The following is a 15,801-nucleotide window of genomic DNA, read 5'->3' as shown; positions in this document are numbered from 1 at the left end:
GCTAAAATCGCTTGTTACCTTGGTAAAACCTTGTACGGCCGCATCATCTCATAGTCCTCATGTTCAAGCATATGACAATGCCATACATATTGGCCCGTAAACGGATAAAACGGGACGATGACCCGGGTGACATATTGCTCCGGGCATCTGACAGTATCTTTCCAACCGCGTTCCTGCGGCTCAGGTGGAAGCGGTGCACCTGTATAGCGCACTTGTCTCGTATTTTTAAAAAATTTAACATCAAACGGACGGCGATCAAGGATTTGAAACTGCACTAAATGCAAATGAATCGGATGGTTGTCATGATTCGTATTGACAAAGCTCCAGATTTCCGTTGTTCCTACAAATGGTTCCTCGCTGATCGGGTCATCCCATGTTCGTTTATCCAACAAGAAAAATGATCTGCCATATCGGTCTTTTTCCTCGCTTAATTCCAAAAACCGTTCACGAACTGCATCACGTTCAGGAATCCAATAAATCGGCCCAAGATAGGCAGGAATGATGCTGGTGTCCGGCACAGTAAGCGGCTTTGTTACTCGAAACTGCATCACGCTTCCGGTTGTATCAACATCGACAGATTCTCCAGCCGGATAATGGGTTGGCGCATTATTTTTCATCACAATTGTTTTTCCCGCATGGTGGCTAAAATCGAGAATCACATCGACCCGCTCAGCAGGAGCCAGCAGCAGGCTCTTCACCCCGATCGGCCGCTCCAAAAAGCCGCTATCTGTTCCAATTTGATAAAACACCTGACCCGAATCAAGAGTTAACTGAAAGAAGCGGGCATTTGCTGCATTCAAAATGCGAAAGCGGTATTTCTGCGGTTCGACCTCCAAATACGGCCATATCTTGCCATTGACCAAAATCGTGTCGCCAAAAAAAGATGGGATAATCGATGGATTGATTCCCGGAACGGGTTCTTCGGGTTGATCTGGGTAAAAAAGCGATCCATCTTCATGAAACGATCGATCTTGAATCATCAGCGGAATCTCATATTCGCCTTCAGGCAAATTCAACAGACGTTCATGCTGATCACGAATAATATAAAATCCGGCAAGCCCCGCGTAGATATTTAACCGGGTAAGCCCGATCGCGTGGTCATGATACCAGAGACAACGAGAGCTTTGTCCATTTTGATATTCGTAAATTTCTTTTTGAAAAAAAGGCCCTTTTACTGCAAAGTCTTTTGTAAACCAGGCATCGGGATAGCCATCGCTGGCAGCTTCGGTCCGCCCCCCGTGCAAATGAACGACCGTGCGGACATCCGGTGTCACAGAATCAGCACCATGGACAGTATGATCGATTGGCAAAAAATGTTCTTTAGGAAGGTCATTTTTCCATTTAACATAAATTTTTTCCCCTGAATGGACTTCAATTGTTGGCCCGGGATACATTCCTTCAAATCCCCAAATCGTGGATGCTGGCAGTTCGCTGTGAAGGGATTGCAACGACTGTTTCATTGAAACTTCGTAATAGGCCGCTTCACCATTTTTTGACAATGGTTTCAAGACTGGCGGGATCGGTAGCGGATCTATATATTTTGTTAGCTGCATCCTATACGCTCCTTTAAAAAAAGATTCTATTTAACCATATGAACGCTTGGCCCTAAAAATTATAAATTCTAGGAATTGTTTCAGTTTGAATATACATATTTTAGATGCTTTTTTGCATATGTGGGGGTGTGTGATGGACGATATTCACCTTATATTAGATGGTATTGTAATGTCTGGGAAAAAAGTTCTAGCAACCATTATTGAAACAGAAGGGTCTTCGTATAAAAAAGCGGGGGCATCGATGCTTTTTTTGGAAAATGGCGATCGTCTTGGAGTAATCAGTGGTGGATGTTTAGAGGAAGATTTGGCAATTAGAACCGATGATGTATGGGTAAGCGGACAGGCGATTACGGTTCAGTATGATTTAAGGAGTGAGTCGGATGAGGGGTGGGGGCGTGGATCGGGCTGTAACGGCATCGTTACCGTCCTATTGGAACCAGTAGATGACAAACTGGCTGCAGATTTTGCGAAAGTGAAGAAATTACTTGATGACCATATTCCTGTTGTTCTGTTGAAAAAGATTGAGTCTGAGATTGAATATTTATTCGTTCCTTTTGAGGGTGAGCCATTTGGCTGGTGGCAAGGAGACGTTCCCTTTATTGAGGAAACAGCAGAAAAAAGCGGCATAATTCCGGGTACTTCCATTTTTCAATGTCTTGTAAAACCGAAACCGAGATTGATTGTTTTTGGAGCCGGCCAGGATGCACAACCGCTTGTTTCGCTTGCAGTGAAAACTGGTTTCAAGGTAGTCGTTTGCGATTGGCGGGAAGCCCTTTGTACGAAAAAAAACTTTCCTGATGCGCATCAGCTGCTGCTAGGATTTCCAAGAAAGCTAATGCGATTGCTTTCATTCGCCCATGACGATCGTGTTGTGATTATGACGCATGATTTTCAACGGGATCGAGAGCTTTTAGATTGGATTTTAGCTGAAAACGTGAGCTATATCGGTGTGCTCGGATCAAAAGAGAGAACAAGACGGTTACTGCGCCAAGAAGAGATTCCGCTGCCGGTCTATACTCCGGCCGGTCTTTCGATCGGGGCTGTCGGTGCAGAGGAAATCGCTGTCAGCATTGTTGCCCAATTAATTGCCGAGTGCCGCAGCCCATCACGGAACAAACTAAACGTCCGATAAGGATATATAGTTAAATTGATGGAAGATTGGCGAATAGTTTATCCTAAAACCCCATTTGGCAGACGATTCTGATTGGAAAGGATGAGTTGATGAATAGTCCCCGTATTATTGGCGTGTATCTTGGTGCAGGCAGAAGCAGGCGGATGGGTCAAAACAAACTGGAGCTTCCTTTTGGCGAACTTTGTTTAGGGAGCTGGGGACTTCGGGCGGCAATTGAATCCGAATTGGATTGGATCATCGCAGTCACCCGCAAGGGCGATGGGCTTCAGTGGCTTGCTCCTTTTTCCAAAAAGAAGGGGTGGGGATGTTTGTGCTGTGAGAAGGCGGATGAGGGGCAGAGTGCTTCGCTGAAGGCTGGGGTAAAGGCAGCGATGGTGATGGGGGCAGATGCGGTAGTGGTGATGTTGGCGGATCAGCCGTTTGTGGATTGTTTGCTGCTGAACAGGCTTGTTAAAGGATTTAGGGAATCGTCGGATCGTGCGTTTGTTGCTGCGGCGCTTCAGCCTCCGGTGCTTTTGGCTAACAAGATGGTTGCGGATGTTTTTCGGCTTGAGGGGGACCGTGGGGCAGGATGTTTGCTTCGCGGAAAGTGGAGAAAGCAAGGGAAAGTGATCGGTTTAAGGGATCGGCTTTGTTTACTTGATATTGATACGGTTGAAGAATACGAGATTTATAGGGGGGAGGGTTGGATGTGCGAGTGATTGGAAAAAGCGTGATTCGAAAAGAGGCGTATGACAAAGTAACAGGCCGGGCGCGCTATACGCATGATTACCGAAAGCAGACATTGTCTGTTCAAATGGTAGTCAGTCCGTACGGTCACGCGCGGATTGTAGAATTGGATACGGTGGAAGCGAGAAAGATTCCTGGCGTTCGGGCGATTGTGACAGGTGGGGGATTTCCGCTGAACGGTGAGGCGATTCGTGATCGTCCTCCGCTTGCTTCAGGGAAAGTGCGCTACCATGGGGAACCGGTCGCGCTTGTGGTGGCGGATACGCCGATTTTGGCTAAAAAAGCGGCCAATTTGGTGAGGGTGAAGTATGAGCTGCTTCCAGTTGTCAATTCGCCAACAGAAGCTTTTCAGGAGGGTGCGTCACTTGTCCATGAACGGCTGGGGGAGTATGAAGTTGAAAAAGGTGTGAAGCCAGTACCAGGAACGAACATTGCCGCGCAAGTGAAGATCCGCAAAGGCGATCTAAAACGGGGCTGGTCAGAGTGTGAGACCATTGTTGAGGCCAGTTTTTCGTTTTCACCATCGGACCATACGGCAATGGAGACTAGGTGTGCAACAGCGGAAATTTTTCCAGACGGCACGATCGAGATCATGACCTCTTCGCAAGCGCCTTTTATGGTAAAAAAATTGATTGCGAGCTATTTTGGCGAGGAGGTTGGAAAAATTATTGTCCATACTCCACTCGTCGGCGGAGCATATGGCGGTAAAGCTGCCGTTCAACTCGAAATCCTTGCATATCTTGCATCGAAATCGGTAGGCGGCAAAGCTGTGAAACTAGTAAACACAAGGGAAGAAGACATCATTACCTCACCGTGCCATGTTGGCCTTGATGCGACGATCAAGTTTGGCGCGGATCAGAACGGTTTAATCAAAGCGGCCGAAATCCGGTATTTATGGGATTCTGGCGCCTATTCAGATAAGGGTGTCGATTTGGCTCGTTCGGGTGCGGCAGACTGTACGGGACCGTACAATATTGAAAATGTATGGTGCGATTCGTACTGCATGTATACGAACCATCCGTACGCCTCGCCCTATCGCGGATTCAGCCATTCGGAACTGTCGTTTGCAATTGAGCGGACGATGGACTTGCTTGCGGAAAAATTGGCGATGGATCCGCTCGAGCTTCGCAGGCGGAACGCGATTTTACCAGGGCATTGTACGCCGACACAAGTGCGTTTAAACGAAAGCAATGTCGGCAACTTGCCCAAATGCATTAATCGGTTAAAAGAATTGATGCAGTGGGAGCAAGGTCAGATTGTAAACATCAGTGATCGATTTCTTCGCGCAAAAGGGATTTCCTGCAGTTGGAAAACGTCAACCATTGATACGAACGCGCCTTCCGGTGTGATTTTAACGTTCAATCCGGATGGCAGCCTCAATTTGATGGCGGGAGTCATTGAAATTGGCACAGGCACGAAAACGGTGCTTGCTCAAATTTTAGCGGAACGGTTAAAGATGGATATCGATCAGATCCATGTCCGAATGGACGTCGATACGCAAACAACCCCTGAACATTGGAAAACGGTTGCCAGCCGGGGAACGTTTATGGCTGGAAAAGCTGTACTTGAAGCTGCAGAAGATGTAATCCGCCAATTAAAGGAAGTTGCCGCCTGCGTATTGCGGGCGCCCCTAGAAGATTTGGAAGTGGCAGACAGCCGGGTGTTTTTGCGGGATGACCCGGCAGTGGGACTTGAATTTAAAGAAATTGCTTATGGGTACCAATATCCAAATGGCAATACGATTGGCGGGCAGATTATTGGTAAAGGAAAGTATGTTTTGCGCAGAATGTCGCATATGGATCCGGAAACCGGCAAAGGGCAGCCGGGTCCTGAGTGGACGGTTGGCGCATATGGAGTTGAAGTGGAATTTGACAAACGAGATTGTACGTATCGGCTCGTAAAGGCCGTTTCCGTGATCGATATTGGAACCGTTCTGAATGAAAAGGCGGCAAAGGGACAGGTGATGGGGGCAATGAGTATGGGGCTCGCATTTGCCGGTCGGGAAACGTTTTATTTTGACGAGCTTGGCCGTGTGTTGAATCCGCAGCTGCGTACATACCGGCCGCTTCATTATGGAGAAAATCCGGACTATTTGGTGGATTTTGTTTTGACACCGCAGCTAGATGCAGCTTACGGGGCAAGAGGGGTAGGCGAACATGGTTTGCTTGGAATACCTGGAGCTCTAGGAAATGCCTTATCCTCGGCTGCTGGCGTATCCTTACAAAAACTGCCGCTGATTCCCGAAACCATTTGGCAGGCAAAGGGGAGGAGGGAGTAATGTTACCGTTTGATTTTGACTATTATAAACCTATTTCCTTGGAAGAAGCGGTCCAGCTTTATCACAAACTAGACCATCAGGGAAAGCAGCCGGTTTATTTTTCCGGCGGTACGGAGTTAATCACCTTGGGGCGCCTCAATCTTGCTTATACAGAAGCGGTCATTGATATAAAGGGGATCCTTGACTTGCAGGCGGTTGAGTGGAGCGAAGACCAGCTTTTTCTTGGTTCTGGTGTATCGTTAACAAAGATTGCTGATGCAAATGTGTTTCCCCTGCTTTCTCAAGTGGCCAGCGGGATTGCCGACCATACGGCCCGTGAAAAAATTACGCTTGGCGGCAATGTGTGTGCGCGAATATTTTATCGTGAAGCCGCTTTGCCGTTTTTGCTCGGTGGCAGTCAAGTCGTGATTGCTGGCCCTAAAGGGGTGCGGCAGGCATCATTTAATAAGTTGTTTTCCGAACAGCTGCAGCTTGATAAGGGCGAGCTCGTTGTTCAGTTTGTAACGGACAGAAAGATCGTGGAGGCGCCGTTTTTTGCAGTGAAGCGGCGCCAACAGTGGGAGATAGGATATCCATTGATCACAATCGCTGCAGTGAAAATAAACGGAGAACTGCGTGTGTCTGTTAGTGGACTTTGTCCTTTTCCATTTCGCTCAACGGAGGTGGAAGCTTTTTTAAACAATCGGATCCTTTCGGCTGCAGAAAGGATAAAGGGTGCACTAGAGGTACTGCCAGGCCCTATTTTGGATGATGTGGAAGGATCGGCTGATTACCGCTTGTTTGTGTTAGGAAATTTGTTGGAAGATGTTTTGATGCAGTTTGAGGGAGTGGGGAGAGTATGAAGACACACACGATTGCATTAAATGTGAATGGCGAATTACGGATGGTAACTGTGCGCTCGGCAGATACCTTGTTATTTGTTTTGCGTGGTCCGCTTGGGTTAACGGGTGCGAAACCCGGCTGCCTGAATGGTGATTGCGGTGCTTGTACGGTTACTATTGATGGCCGGCCAATGAAATCTTGCCTGATGCTGGCGATTGAAGCTGTTGGGAAAAAAATAACAACGATTGAAGGACTTGAAGCTGCGCCGATTCAAGAGGCATTTATCGAAAATTTTGCTTTTCAATGCGGTTATTGCACACCCGGCTTTATTATGAATTGCCATTCATTGATTGAAAATTATCCCGATGCAGATGATCAGCTGATTCGTGAATGGCTCCAGTCCAATATTTGCCGCTGTACCGGTTATGCAGAGATCGAACAGGCGGTTAAATCCGTCCTGCGACGGAAATGAACAATACCGAGTCGGTGGGAAGGGGTAGAAGACTTTGTCGGGATATTAACAAATAAGGATAAATGGTGGATCCCGCGGATAAAACGATAAAACTCGCGGATAAAAGGATGGGTTCCGCTGATAAGAGGCCAAAATACGCGGATAGGAAATCGGTGGAACGTTTCCCAAGGAAAAATCCCGTGACCCAGCAAGGTGAATTTGTCCAAAAAGTGACAAATACGGATAAATGACAAAAACCCGCGGATAAAAGGTCAAATGATACGGATAAATAGCAAAAACCCGCGGATAAAACGATAAAACTCACGGATAAAACGTCAAAACCCGCGGATAAAAGGTCAATGATACGGATAAATAGCAAAAACCCGCGGATAAAACGATAAAACTCGCGGATAAAACGTCAAAACCCGCGGATAAAAGTTCAAAATCCACTGATACAGTTTCAAATTCCATGAATAAGCCATTTTGACCATATGCGAAAGATCCATGCCCCGATCACCTCCCTTCGAATAGAGGGAGGTGATCGGGGCATCTAATGGTTTATTTTATGTAGTTGGAAATATGCATCCATGACTCGGCGGCCGATCTTTAAATTAGCACGATGGTCGTCTTTTCCTTGATACGCCCATGGAACAATGACCGCCATCGCGATCACAGGGTTTTGGCTTGGGGCATATCCAACTAGGCTTAAGTTCATCACTTGAGGAGGTTCCTTGCCAAAGCGATTCCGATCGGGTCCATCGTAATAGGCCTGGGCAGTTCCGGTTTTTCCCGCAGGCGAATAGGGGGCATCTCCGAAAAACTTATAGGCAGTGCCTTCCGAATCTTGCATCACCTTACGAAATCCGGTTTGAACGCGATCCAACCATTCTTTTTGTACATCAATCGTATTCAATACTTTGGGCTTCATTTCCATCACGAGCGGACCGAGCTCACCCATATTATCTATCGGTTGTCGTATCTCCTTCAGCAAATGCGGCTGCATCCGGTAGCCGCCATTTGCAATGGTCGAAACATACTGAACAAGCTGCATTGCCGAATACGTATCATACTGCCCGATTGCGAGGTCGAGTAAAAAGCCGGGAAGTCTGCTTGTCCCTTTAAAACCAGTTTGTTCATTAGGCAGATCGATTCCCGTCCTTGCGCCAAGTCCAAAGCTTGCAAAGGAATTGCGAATGATTTCAAACGCATGCGGTTCATTCAATCTGAGTGGCTGATTGTATTCGTAATGGCCCTTTCCGATCTGAATTGCCGTGTGGAACATATACACATTGGAAGATTTTTTTAAGGCATCAATCTCATTTAATGTGCCTAAATAAGCATACGACTTTTTCAATGGCGTTCCCTTGATTTTTAGTCCTTGATCGTCAAAAAACGTATTGGGTGTGATGGCACCTGTTTTAAAACCGGTTAAAACGGTAGCCCCTTTTACGGTGGAGCCGACATTATATGTCGTTGTAAAAGTTCCGAGCGCATCGTCAAGCAAATCAATATGACCGGTTTCTTTGTTTTTCACCATTTTTTTCCCCGCCATTGTTAAAATTTCACCTGTACGGGGATCCATTAATGCCACGTAAGCACGATCTAAAAGGGAAGTATCCGGCCATTTTTTTGCAGCCAATAATTCCTCCTCAATAATTTTTTCAACGGTCAATTGCAAATCCATATCAATGCTTAATACTAAATCACTGCCGCGTTTTCCTGATGAAATGATGTTTCGATTGAAAATACTTTCGACTTGGTCAGTACTATTTTTTACTTTTCCTTTAAAACCGTGAAGCACGTCTTCGTATTGCAGTTCTAAATAGCTTTTTCCGACGCGATCGTTTCGGCTGTATCCTTTTGATAAAAAAATATCAAGTTGATCGGCAGGGATTCCTTCATTTGCATCCGTAACATTGCCGAGCACAGATTTCAAAGTGTTGCCGAATCGATAGGAGCGCTCCCAGTCAGTTGTTGTATCCACGCCGGGAAGGGATTGAAGTTGCTCAGTGACAAGCGCAAACTCCTTGCTAGTGACGCCATCATTTTTAACCATTTGTGGGGTGTATTTATAACTTTTTTTGAATTCGCGAAAAATGGCCAGAACCTTTAAATCTTCGCTTGTCAATTGATTTAAATCTTTAGGTGTGACTCTTTTCAGCTTTAGTTGATAAATGTCTTTTTCAGTTACTTTTTTCGAGCGATACAACGTTTGCTCTTGTTTCGTTATCTTTGCAGCCGCTTGTTCGGGGTGTTTGAGCAGCCAGAAATCTTTTTTATCATGCACCGTCAGTGTATCTGTTTTTATCTCAATCAATTTTGCTAAATTTTCAGCAGTTTTTAGCATATCCTGCTGTCCTGCCCCTTCGCTCGTGTAGGAGATGGCATTTTTTGGGATATTATCAACAATCACTTTGAAATTTCTGTCGAGCATTTTACCACGGGGGACGGGATTAGTTATCGTGATATCGTCTTTTCGAGCAATTTCTCTTTTGAAATTTTCACCAAAAACGATTTGCACAAAGCCAAGCCGCAAAACTAGCAGTAAAAATAGAATAAAAATAAAGAAAAAAAGAAGGTTCAGACGAAAAGGGAAGGATGATACCTTATTTTTCAAAAGCCGTTCACATCCTTTGCAAATGTTCACTTTAGTTTGCCTTTTTTATTGAAAATGATGAAAAAAGTTCACATTTTGCTTTTTGATAAGAAAATGAGATAATATACAGGAAATTTAGATGATTGGAGATAGCTAGATGAAGTGCAAGATTAATCGAAATGCAGCAAAAGAATTGAAAAAGATGTTAGAAAAAGAGGGAGATACGGAAAAATTATTTCGGGTGTACGTAACCCATATGCATGGAGATCATGCCCATTATGACTTGATGCTCGATACGCCGTCGGAAAACGACGAGGTCGTCCAAACAGACAAAGGCATTGACATTATTCTCGAAAAAGGGCAAGAATACCTGGACGGTGTTTGGATTCAATTTTTCTACGTGCCCGAGCCGGAATGGGTGATCACAAACCCTTCAACAGAAGGACATGACCATCATCAGCACCATCATTAAGAAATAATAAAAGGGCGTCTTTAATGCACGTCCTTTTTATTGATTATAATTTTATTATGTTAACTGTCCAAGTTTAAAAATCCTTCCCATATGCCAGGAATGATTAAAGTCAAAACTAAACTTCAGCACCATTTATAAACGTTTTTTCAACTTTGCTTCTTAAATCAAAGGGATCCCCGCTCCAAATAACAAAGTCTGCATCTTTTCCAACTTCGATTGAGCCGACCCGATTCTCAACCCCTAAGTGTTTGGCTGCATTTAATGTGATTGCTTTTAATGCAAGTTCCTCACTTAATCCATATTTAACTGCTAAAATGGCACTTGTCATTAGATGTTCAATACTGATAACAGGGTGATCGGTAGTAAGGGAAAATGGAACTCCGGCATCTGCTAAAGCGAGAAGTGTATGCCAGCCTTTATCAGCAAGCTCTATTTTGGAGCGAGACGACATTGTCGGTCCAACCGAAACTCGAACATTGTGCTGGGCTATAAATTGCGAAATTAGATGCCCTTCCGTACAATGTTCAATCGTAACATCAATATCAAACTCCCGTTTAATCCGCAAAACCGTTGCGATGTCATCAGCCCGGTGAGCGTGTACCCGCAAAAGAATTTCCTTTTTTAATACTTTCCCGATGACTTCCAAATCAAGGTTCCGATCAATTGTTCCTTCACTTCTTTTTTCCAGGTAGCTTTGTGCTTCAGTTAGTTTTTCACGAAGTAATGCTGCGATTCCCATACGGGTAGTCGGCAGTACTCCTTTTGAACCATAAATTCTTTTTGGATTTTCGCCAGTTGCAGCCTTTAATCCGGATGGGCTGCGTAAAAGCATCTCATCGACTACTGTCCCAAAGGTTTTTAGGACAACCATTTCGCCGCCAATTACATTTGCACTCCCCGGCATGATCTGAACAGTCGTAACCCCAGCTTTGCGGGCATCTTCAAACCCTTTTTCACGAGGATTGATTCCATCCAATGCGCGAACTTTTGCAGTATTGGCAGAACTTAATTCATTAAAATCCTGGCCTTCCTTGCCGATCCCCTCTTCATGAACGCCGAGGTGGGTATGTACATCAATCAATCCTGGAGTAATAATCTTGCCACTTAAATCGATTACTGTAATGTCTTCAGAAATCTGATGACGATTCCCGATTTCTTTGAACTTTCCGTTCTCTATTATTATGGTAGAGCCTGTAAATCTTTGACCAGTTCCATCATAGCCGGTTACGTTTTTAAGAATCAGCATTAAAAATCCCTCCAAAATATTTTTTAAAAAGTTATTGCATTCTGAAAACTATTTACCTATAATTACTTTAAAATTCCTAATTCTGATAATAAATTAAATTCTTAATCATGTAAATAGTCAGTCGATAACAATCCTAATACTTTTTAGAGGAATGGTTATCCAGAATTACGACTGAAATGAGGAAATGTTTTGAAATACGAAATAGATGAATTAGACAGAGGAATCATCCAGCATTTATCAAAAGATGGGAGGATGTCATTTACAGAGATTGCGGCAAATTTAAACGTAACGGAAAAAACGGTTCGGCTTCGCTATAAAAATTTACTAGATAACGGAATTCTCGAAGTTGTAGGTATTATCAATCCGATTGCATTGGGAATTAAATCAGGTGCGATAATCCAATTAAAAGCAATGCCAAACAGCATTAAAAAAGCAATTGAACTATTAAAATCGTTTAGGGAGATTCGATACATTACTTTAACAACAGGCGAATACTCACTTCTGGTTCAAATCGCTGTACCTGAACACGATGATATTACCGAGGTGTTGCTTAAAATAAACGAAATTCCCTATATTACCGATGTTAATTTAATCGTCCAAATGGAAGTTTATAAAAATACTTTTGAATATTTTTAAAGGAGTGATTTGAAGTTGAAAGAACTTTTAAAACAGTTAACTGCGTTATCGGGCCCATGTGGTTATGAACATTCAGTTGTTTCATTTTTAAAGGAATATGTAAGTGATAAAGTTGACAAGGTAACGATTGATCCAATTGGCAATGTGATCGCAAGAAAAAGAGGAACGAGCCCAGGTCCTATTATTCTATTAACTGCACATATGGACGAAATTGGATTTATTGTTAAAAAAATAGAGGAAAACGGTTTGCTGCGATTTGAAAAACTTGGTGGAAATGACGACCGGATCTTACTTGCTCAACCGGTAAAAGTGATGGGAGAGTTGGGAGATGTTGAAGGAGTTATTGGGACAATTTCTGCCCATTATGCGAAATTCGATGATCCAGGGAAAGTAAGAAAACATTCCCAAATGTACATTGACATTGGAGCAAGATCCAAAAGTGAAGCAATGGAAATGGGAATAGATGTTGGAACTCCGGTTGTTTGGGGTACCCCTTTTCAAGAATTTGGTCCTGAAGCAGCCCGAAAGGTAAGAGCAAAATCATTGGACGACCGGGTGGGCTGTGCGGTTCTTTTACAAACGTTAAACGAAATCCAAGATGAACCTTTTGCAGGGGAATTAATTTTCCTATTTACTGTTCAAGAAGAGGTTGGCTTACGAGGAGCCAAAACAGCTTCCGAAACCATAGAAGCTGCTGCTGCTATTGCGGTAGATACTACCGCCGTGAGTGATACGTTGGAAGACACAATGGATCAAAGTCTTAAGCTCGGTGAAGGTGCTGGAATTAAGATCATGGATTTTAGCTTAATTGTACATAAAACGATGAAGGATCTATTGATTCAACTGGCGAAAGAGAAAGGAATTCCGTACCAGCTTGAAGTTTTTACAGGAATTGGGACAGATGGCGGTGCTGTAAACTATGCAAACAAAGGAATTCCAACGGGGGTATTGAGCGTTCCTTCCCGATACGCTCACTCTCCTATCGAAGTAGTTGATTTGCATGACCTTGAGGCTACAAAAAATTTATTGAAAGCATTTATTCTCTCTTTAAGAGAAGGGCAAACATTTCCTTTTTGCAGTTAATTAAAAATAAATTATCAAAATATTTGAAAAAATGGGGGATTAAAATGAAAATTTTTATTTCGGCAGATATGGAAGGTATTTCGGGAGTTGCAGCCAATCAACAACTTAAAACAAACTCGGAATATCAACGTTTTCGCAAGTTGATGACCTTAGATGTAAATGCTGCTATAGAGGGAGCTTTTAATGGGGGAGCAACAGAAGTGGTCGTTGCAGACGGGCATGGAAATATGTCAAACATTTTAATTGAGGAATTGGATTCCCGTGCACGCCTCGTCTCAGGAAATAACAGAGTGATGTGCCAGTTAGAAGGGCTGGATGAAACATTTGATGGCATCATGTTTGTAGGCCATCACGGCCGTGAAGGAGGGTCTGATGTAACAGTTATCAGTCACACCCTTGCAGGAATATGCGTAAATGAAATGAAGATCAATGGTAAAGTTGTGGGAGAAACAGAGATGAACTCATTTGTTGCCGGGGCATTCGGGGTGCCGCCACTATTTATCAGCGGTGATGATGCATACGTAAAGGAAGTAAAAGAAACGCTCCCGGAAGTAGAGGCAGCTGTTGTTAAAAGAGCAGTTGACCGCTTTGCAGCCGAGCTGATTCATCCGGAGACCGCCAGAGCTGAAATCAGAACAAAAGCCGAAGCAGCAGTTAGAAAGATAAAAGAAGCAAAGCCACTGAAAGTAAACGGACCGATTACTTTCGAGATTGAGTTTAAGGGACCGCAACAAGCAAAGATGACAACGACATTGCCAACAGTTGAACTAACTGGACCTAAAAGCATTCGGTTTACATGTGATGATATCGTCACGGCGTATAAACATATGTGGGGCTGTGTCATTATCGCCATGACAGCGACAAATGGGGTGCTCGGTTCGGTTAATGCCTAATTTAACCCGAGCGGAAAAATGGAGGTGAATCAGCGTGTATATCATCAAAAGATTGCTGACGATGCTTTTGACCATCTGGGTCATTATTACATTAACCTTTGTGATTATGAAAACTATTCCAGGTGATCCGTTTGCATCAGATGCAAATGTTCTTCCAAAGGAAGTATTGACGAACATTCGTGCAAAATACAACTTGGACAAACCGCTACCGGTACAATATGTTCTTTACATGAAAAATCTTGCAATGTTTGATTTGGGGCCATCGATTAAATCCGAAACACGCTCGGTTAATAGCATCATTGGGCAGGGTGTTCCTGTATCCGCACAACTAGGGGTTCAAGCCCTTGTCATTGCATTGTTCTTTGGTCTCTTATTGGGTATTCTTGCAGCCCTTTATCACAATCGAACCATCGATTTTCTGGCCATGCTTATCGCCATTGTTGGGATCTCTGTACCAAACTTTATCCTTGCACCTCTTTTGATTAAATATTTTGCAGTAGAGTGGAAGTTTTTTCCGGTTGCTTCCTGGGGAACATGGCAGCATACTGTCTTGCCGTCCGTTGCACTTGCAGCCTCCCCTCTGGCAGTTATTGCCAGGTTTATGCGTTCAAGCATGATTGATGTCATGAATCAAAATTATATAAAAACAGCTAATGCAAAAGGGCTTTCGACCTTTAAATTGGTTGTAAAACATGGAATCCGCAATGCTATTTTACCGGTCATTACCTTTATAGGACCATTGGCTGTTGTATTAATCACTGGTACGTTTGTCATTGAGAAAATTTTCGCTATCCCTGGATTAGGTAAATACTTTGTGGATGGCATATTTAATCGCGATTATCCAGTCATTATGGGTACGACGATCTTTTTTAGTACAATTCTTGTAGTGATTTTATTTTTAATCGATATTTCTTACAGATTGATTGATCCAAGAATTAAATTGACGAGTGGGGGGAACTGACCTTGCAGACAAATCCAGTAGAAAGTAATCTGTTTCGTCCTGTTTCTCCAGAAAAAAAGAAAGTAAAAGAAATTCAAAGACCATCCTTAAGTGTTTGGAAAGAAACGATCCTTAATATTTTAAAAAACAAATTAGCAATTTTGGGTTTGTCTCTATTAGTAGTTATCATTTTTTTGGCGGTCTTTGGCCCATTAATGGTTCCATTCAGTCCATCCAGTCAAGATCTAATGAAAGCAAATGTGCAGCCGGGTGGGAAGTACTGGTTTGGTACGGATGATTTAGGAAGAGACATGTGGACAAGAACATGGTATGGTGCACGTGTATCCCTCACAATTGGCATCGTGGCCGCCCTTATCGATCTGTTTATCGGAGTAACTATTGGTGGGATATCCGGATATATGGCTGGTAGAAGTAAATTCGGCGACCGGGTGGATAGCATTATTATGAGGATTATTGAAATTCTTTACGGAATCCCATATCTCCTTGTTGTTATCTTGTTAATGGTCATAATGGATCCGGGAATTACCACAATTATCATTGCGCTTTCTGTAACGGGATGGGTTGGAATGGCGCGAATCACGCGCGGGCAAATTTTACAATTAAAATCTCAAGATTATGTTTTAGCAGCTGAAAAGCTGGGAACTTCTCACGGAAAAATTATTCTGCGGCATTTATTGCCGAACACGCTCGGAATTATTATTGTCAATTTAACTTTTACGATCCCACAGGCTATTTTTGCTGAATCGTTCTTAAGTTTCCTTGGATTAGGAGTTCAAGCACCCTTTGCCAGCTGGGGAACAATGGCAAATGATGCGTTAGGTGTCATTTTAAGCGGCCAATGGTGGAGATTGTTTTTCCCAGGATTTATGATCTCCCTTACCATGTTTGCTTTTAATTCCTTTGGTGATGGCTTGCAAGATGCATTAGATCCGCGTAATCGTAAGTAAGG

At 43.5% G+C, this 15,801-nt stretch carries 14 protein-coding genes; 11 read left to right on the top strand and 3 right to left on the bottom strand.

Features of this window, described 5'->3' with window-relative positions:
- Positions 1–14: 14 nt before the first annotated feature.
- Complete coding sequence (locus ACQYAD_RS12820; RefSeq protein WP_430238697.1) at positions 15–1,553, bottom strand: multicopper oxidase family protein; 1,539 nt, start codon at positions 1,551–1,553, stop codon at positions 15–17.
- Positions 1,554–1,686: 133 nt separating this feature from the next.
- Here ACQYAD_RS12820 and ACQYAD_RS12815 point away from each other — a divergent pair, with 133 nt between their 5' ends.
- The 5 genes from ACQYAD_RS12815 (at position 1,687) to ACQYAD_RS12795 (ending at position 6,986) form a co-directional block, all read left to right on the top strand.
- Positions 1,687–2,685 carry an XdhC family protein gene (locus ACQYAD_RS12815; RefSeq protein WP_430238695.1) on the top strand — a complete coding sequence of 333 codons (999 nt, stop codon included), beginning with the start codon at positions 1,687–1,689 and terminating at the stop codon, positions 2,683–2,685.
- 89 nt (positions 2,686–2,774) lie between these two features.
- Positions 2,775–3,386 (top strand): NTP transferase domain-containing protein, encoded by a 612-nt coding sequence (locus tag ACQYAD_RS12810; protein ID WP_430238693.1) that lies wholly within the window; start codon positions 2,775–2,777, stop codon positions 3,384–3,386.
- Positions 3,377–5,692 carry a xanthine dehydrogenase family protein molybdopterin-binding subunit gene (locus ACQYAD_RS12805; RefSeq protein WP_430238691.1) on the top strand — a complete coding sequence of 772 codons (2,316 nt, stop codon included), beginning with the start codon at positions 3,377–3,379 and terminating at the stop codon, positions 5,690–5,692. The genes ACQYAD_RS12810 and ACQYAD_RS12805 overlap by 10 nt, the downstream gene beginning before the upstream one ends.
- Entirely contained in the window at positions 5,692–6,534 is an 843-nt protein-coding gene (locus ACQYAD_RS12800) for an FAD binding domain-containing protein (protein WP_430238690.1), read from the top strand. Before ACQYAD_RS12805 ends, ACQYAD_RS12800 begins: the two co-directional genes overlap by 1 nt.
- Positions 6,531–6,986 (top strand): (2Fe-2S)-binding protein, encoded by a 456-nt coding sequence (locus tag ACQYAD_RS12795; RefSeq protein WP_430238689.1) that lies wholly within the window; start codon positions 6,531–6,533, stop codon positions 6,984–6,986. The genes ACQYAD_RS12800 and ACQYAD_RS12795 overlap by 4 nt, the downstream gene beginning before the upstream one ends.
- Before the next feature lie 529 nt (positions 6,987–7,515).
- On the opposite strand, the gene ACQYAD_RS12790 is transcribed toward ACQYAD_RS12795, so the two are convergent.
- Complete coding sequence (locus ACQYAD_RS12790) at positions 7,516–9,582, bottom strand: peptidoglycan D,D-transpeptidase FtsI family protein (protein ID WP_430238687.1); 2,067 nt, start codon at positions 9,580–9,582, stop codon at positions 7,516–7,518.
- 136 nt (positions 9,583–9,718) lie between these two features.
- On the opposite strand from ACQYAD_RS12790, the gene ACQYAD_RS12785 reads away from it, so the two are divergent.
- Positions 9,719–10,033, top strand: a complete 315-nt coding sequence (locus tag ACQYAD_RS12785) for an iron-sulfur cluster assembly accessory protein (RefSeq protein WP_430238686.1) — start codon at positions 9,719–9,721, stop codon at positions 10,031–10,033.
- A 115-nt stretch (positions 10,034–10,148) separates the two neighbouring features.
- Here the strand turns inward: ACQYAD_RS12785 and ACQYAD_RS12780 are convergent, their stop codons facing one another.
- Positions 10,149–11,279, bottom strand: a complete 1,131-nt coding sequence (locus ACQYAD_RS12780; RefSeq protein WP_430238685.1) for an amidohydrolase — start codon at positions 11,277–11,279, stop codon at positions 10,149–10,151.
- A 189-nt stretch (positions 11,280–11,468) separates the two neighbouring features.
- Between ACQYAD_RS12780 and ACQYAD_RS12775 the strand changes: the two genes are divergently transcribed.
- The 5 genes from ACQYAD_RS12775 to ACQYAD_RS12755 are packed head-to-tail and all read left to right on the top strand — an operon-like array spanning position 11,469 to position 15,799.
- Complete coding sequence (locus ACQYAD_RS12775) at positions 11,469–11,915, top strand: Lrp/AsnC family transcriptional regulator (protein WP_430238684.1); 447 nt, start codon at positions 11,469–11,471, stop codon at positions 11,913–11,915.
- Positions 11,916–11,930: 15 nt separating this feature from the next.
- Positions 11,931–12,998 carry a M42 family metallopeptidase gene (locus tag ACQYAD_RS12770; RefSeq protein WP_430238682.1) on the top strand — a complete coding sequence of 356 codons (1,068 nt, stop codon included), beginning with the start codon at positions 11,931–11,933 and terminating at the stop codon, positions 12,996–12,998.
- A 44-nt stretch (positions 12,999–13,042) separates the two neighbouring features.
- The gene (locus tag ACQYAD_RS12765) at positions 13,043–13,891 is read left to right on the top strand and encodes a M55 family metallopeptidase (protein WP_430238681.1); all 849 of its coding nucleotides are present in this window, start codon (positions 13,043–13,045) and stop codon (positions 13,889–13,891) included.
- 34 nt (positions 13,892–13,925) lie between these two features.
- A complete protein-coding gene (locus ACQYAD_RS12760; RefSeq protein WP_430238679.1) occupies positions 13,926–14,852 on the top strand; it encodes an ABC transporter permease in 927 nt (308 codons plus the stop codon).
- A gap of 2 nt (positions 14,853–14,854) precedes the next feature.
- Positions 14,855–15,799: an ABC transporter permease gene (locus ACQYAD_RS12755; protein WP_430238678.1), complete on the top strand. Its 945-nt coding sequence runs from the start codon at positions 14,855–14,857 to the stop codon at positions 15,797–15,799.
- Positions 15,800–15,801: the final 2 nt, after the last annotated feature.

The organism is Neobacillus sp. SM06 (assembly GCF_050496765.1).
Classification (GTDB): domain Bacteria; phylum Bacillota; class Bacilli; order Bacillales; family Cytobacillaceae; genus JAEVLT01.
Note: the sequence above shows the minus strand (reverse complement) of the source record. Positions and strands in the feature narration are given on the sequence as shown.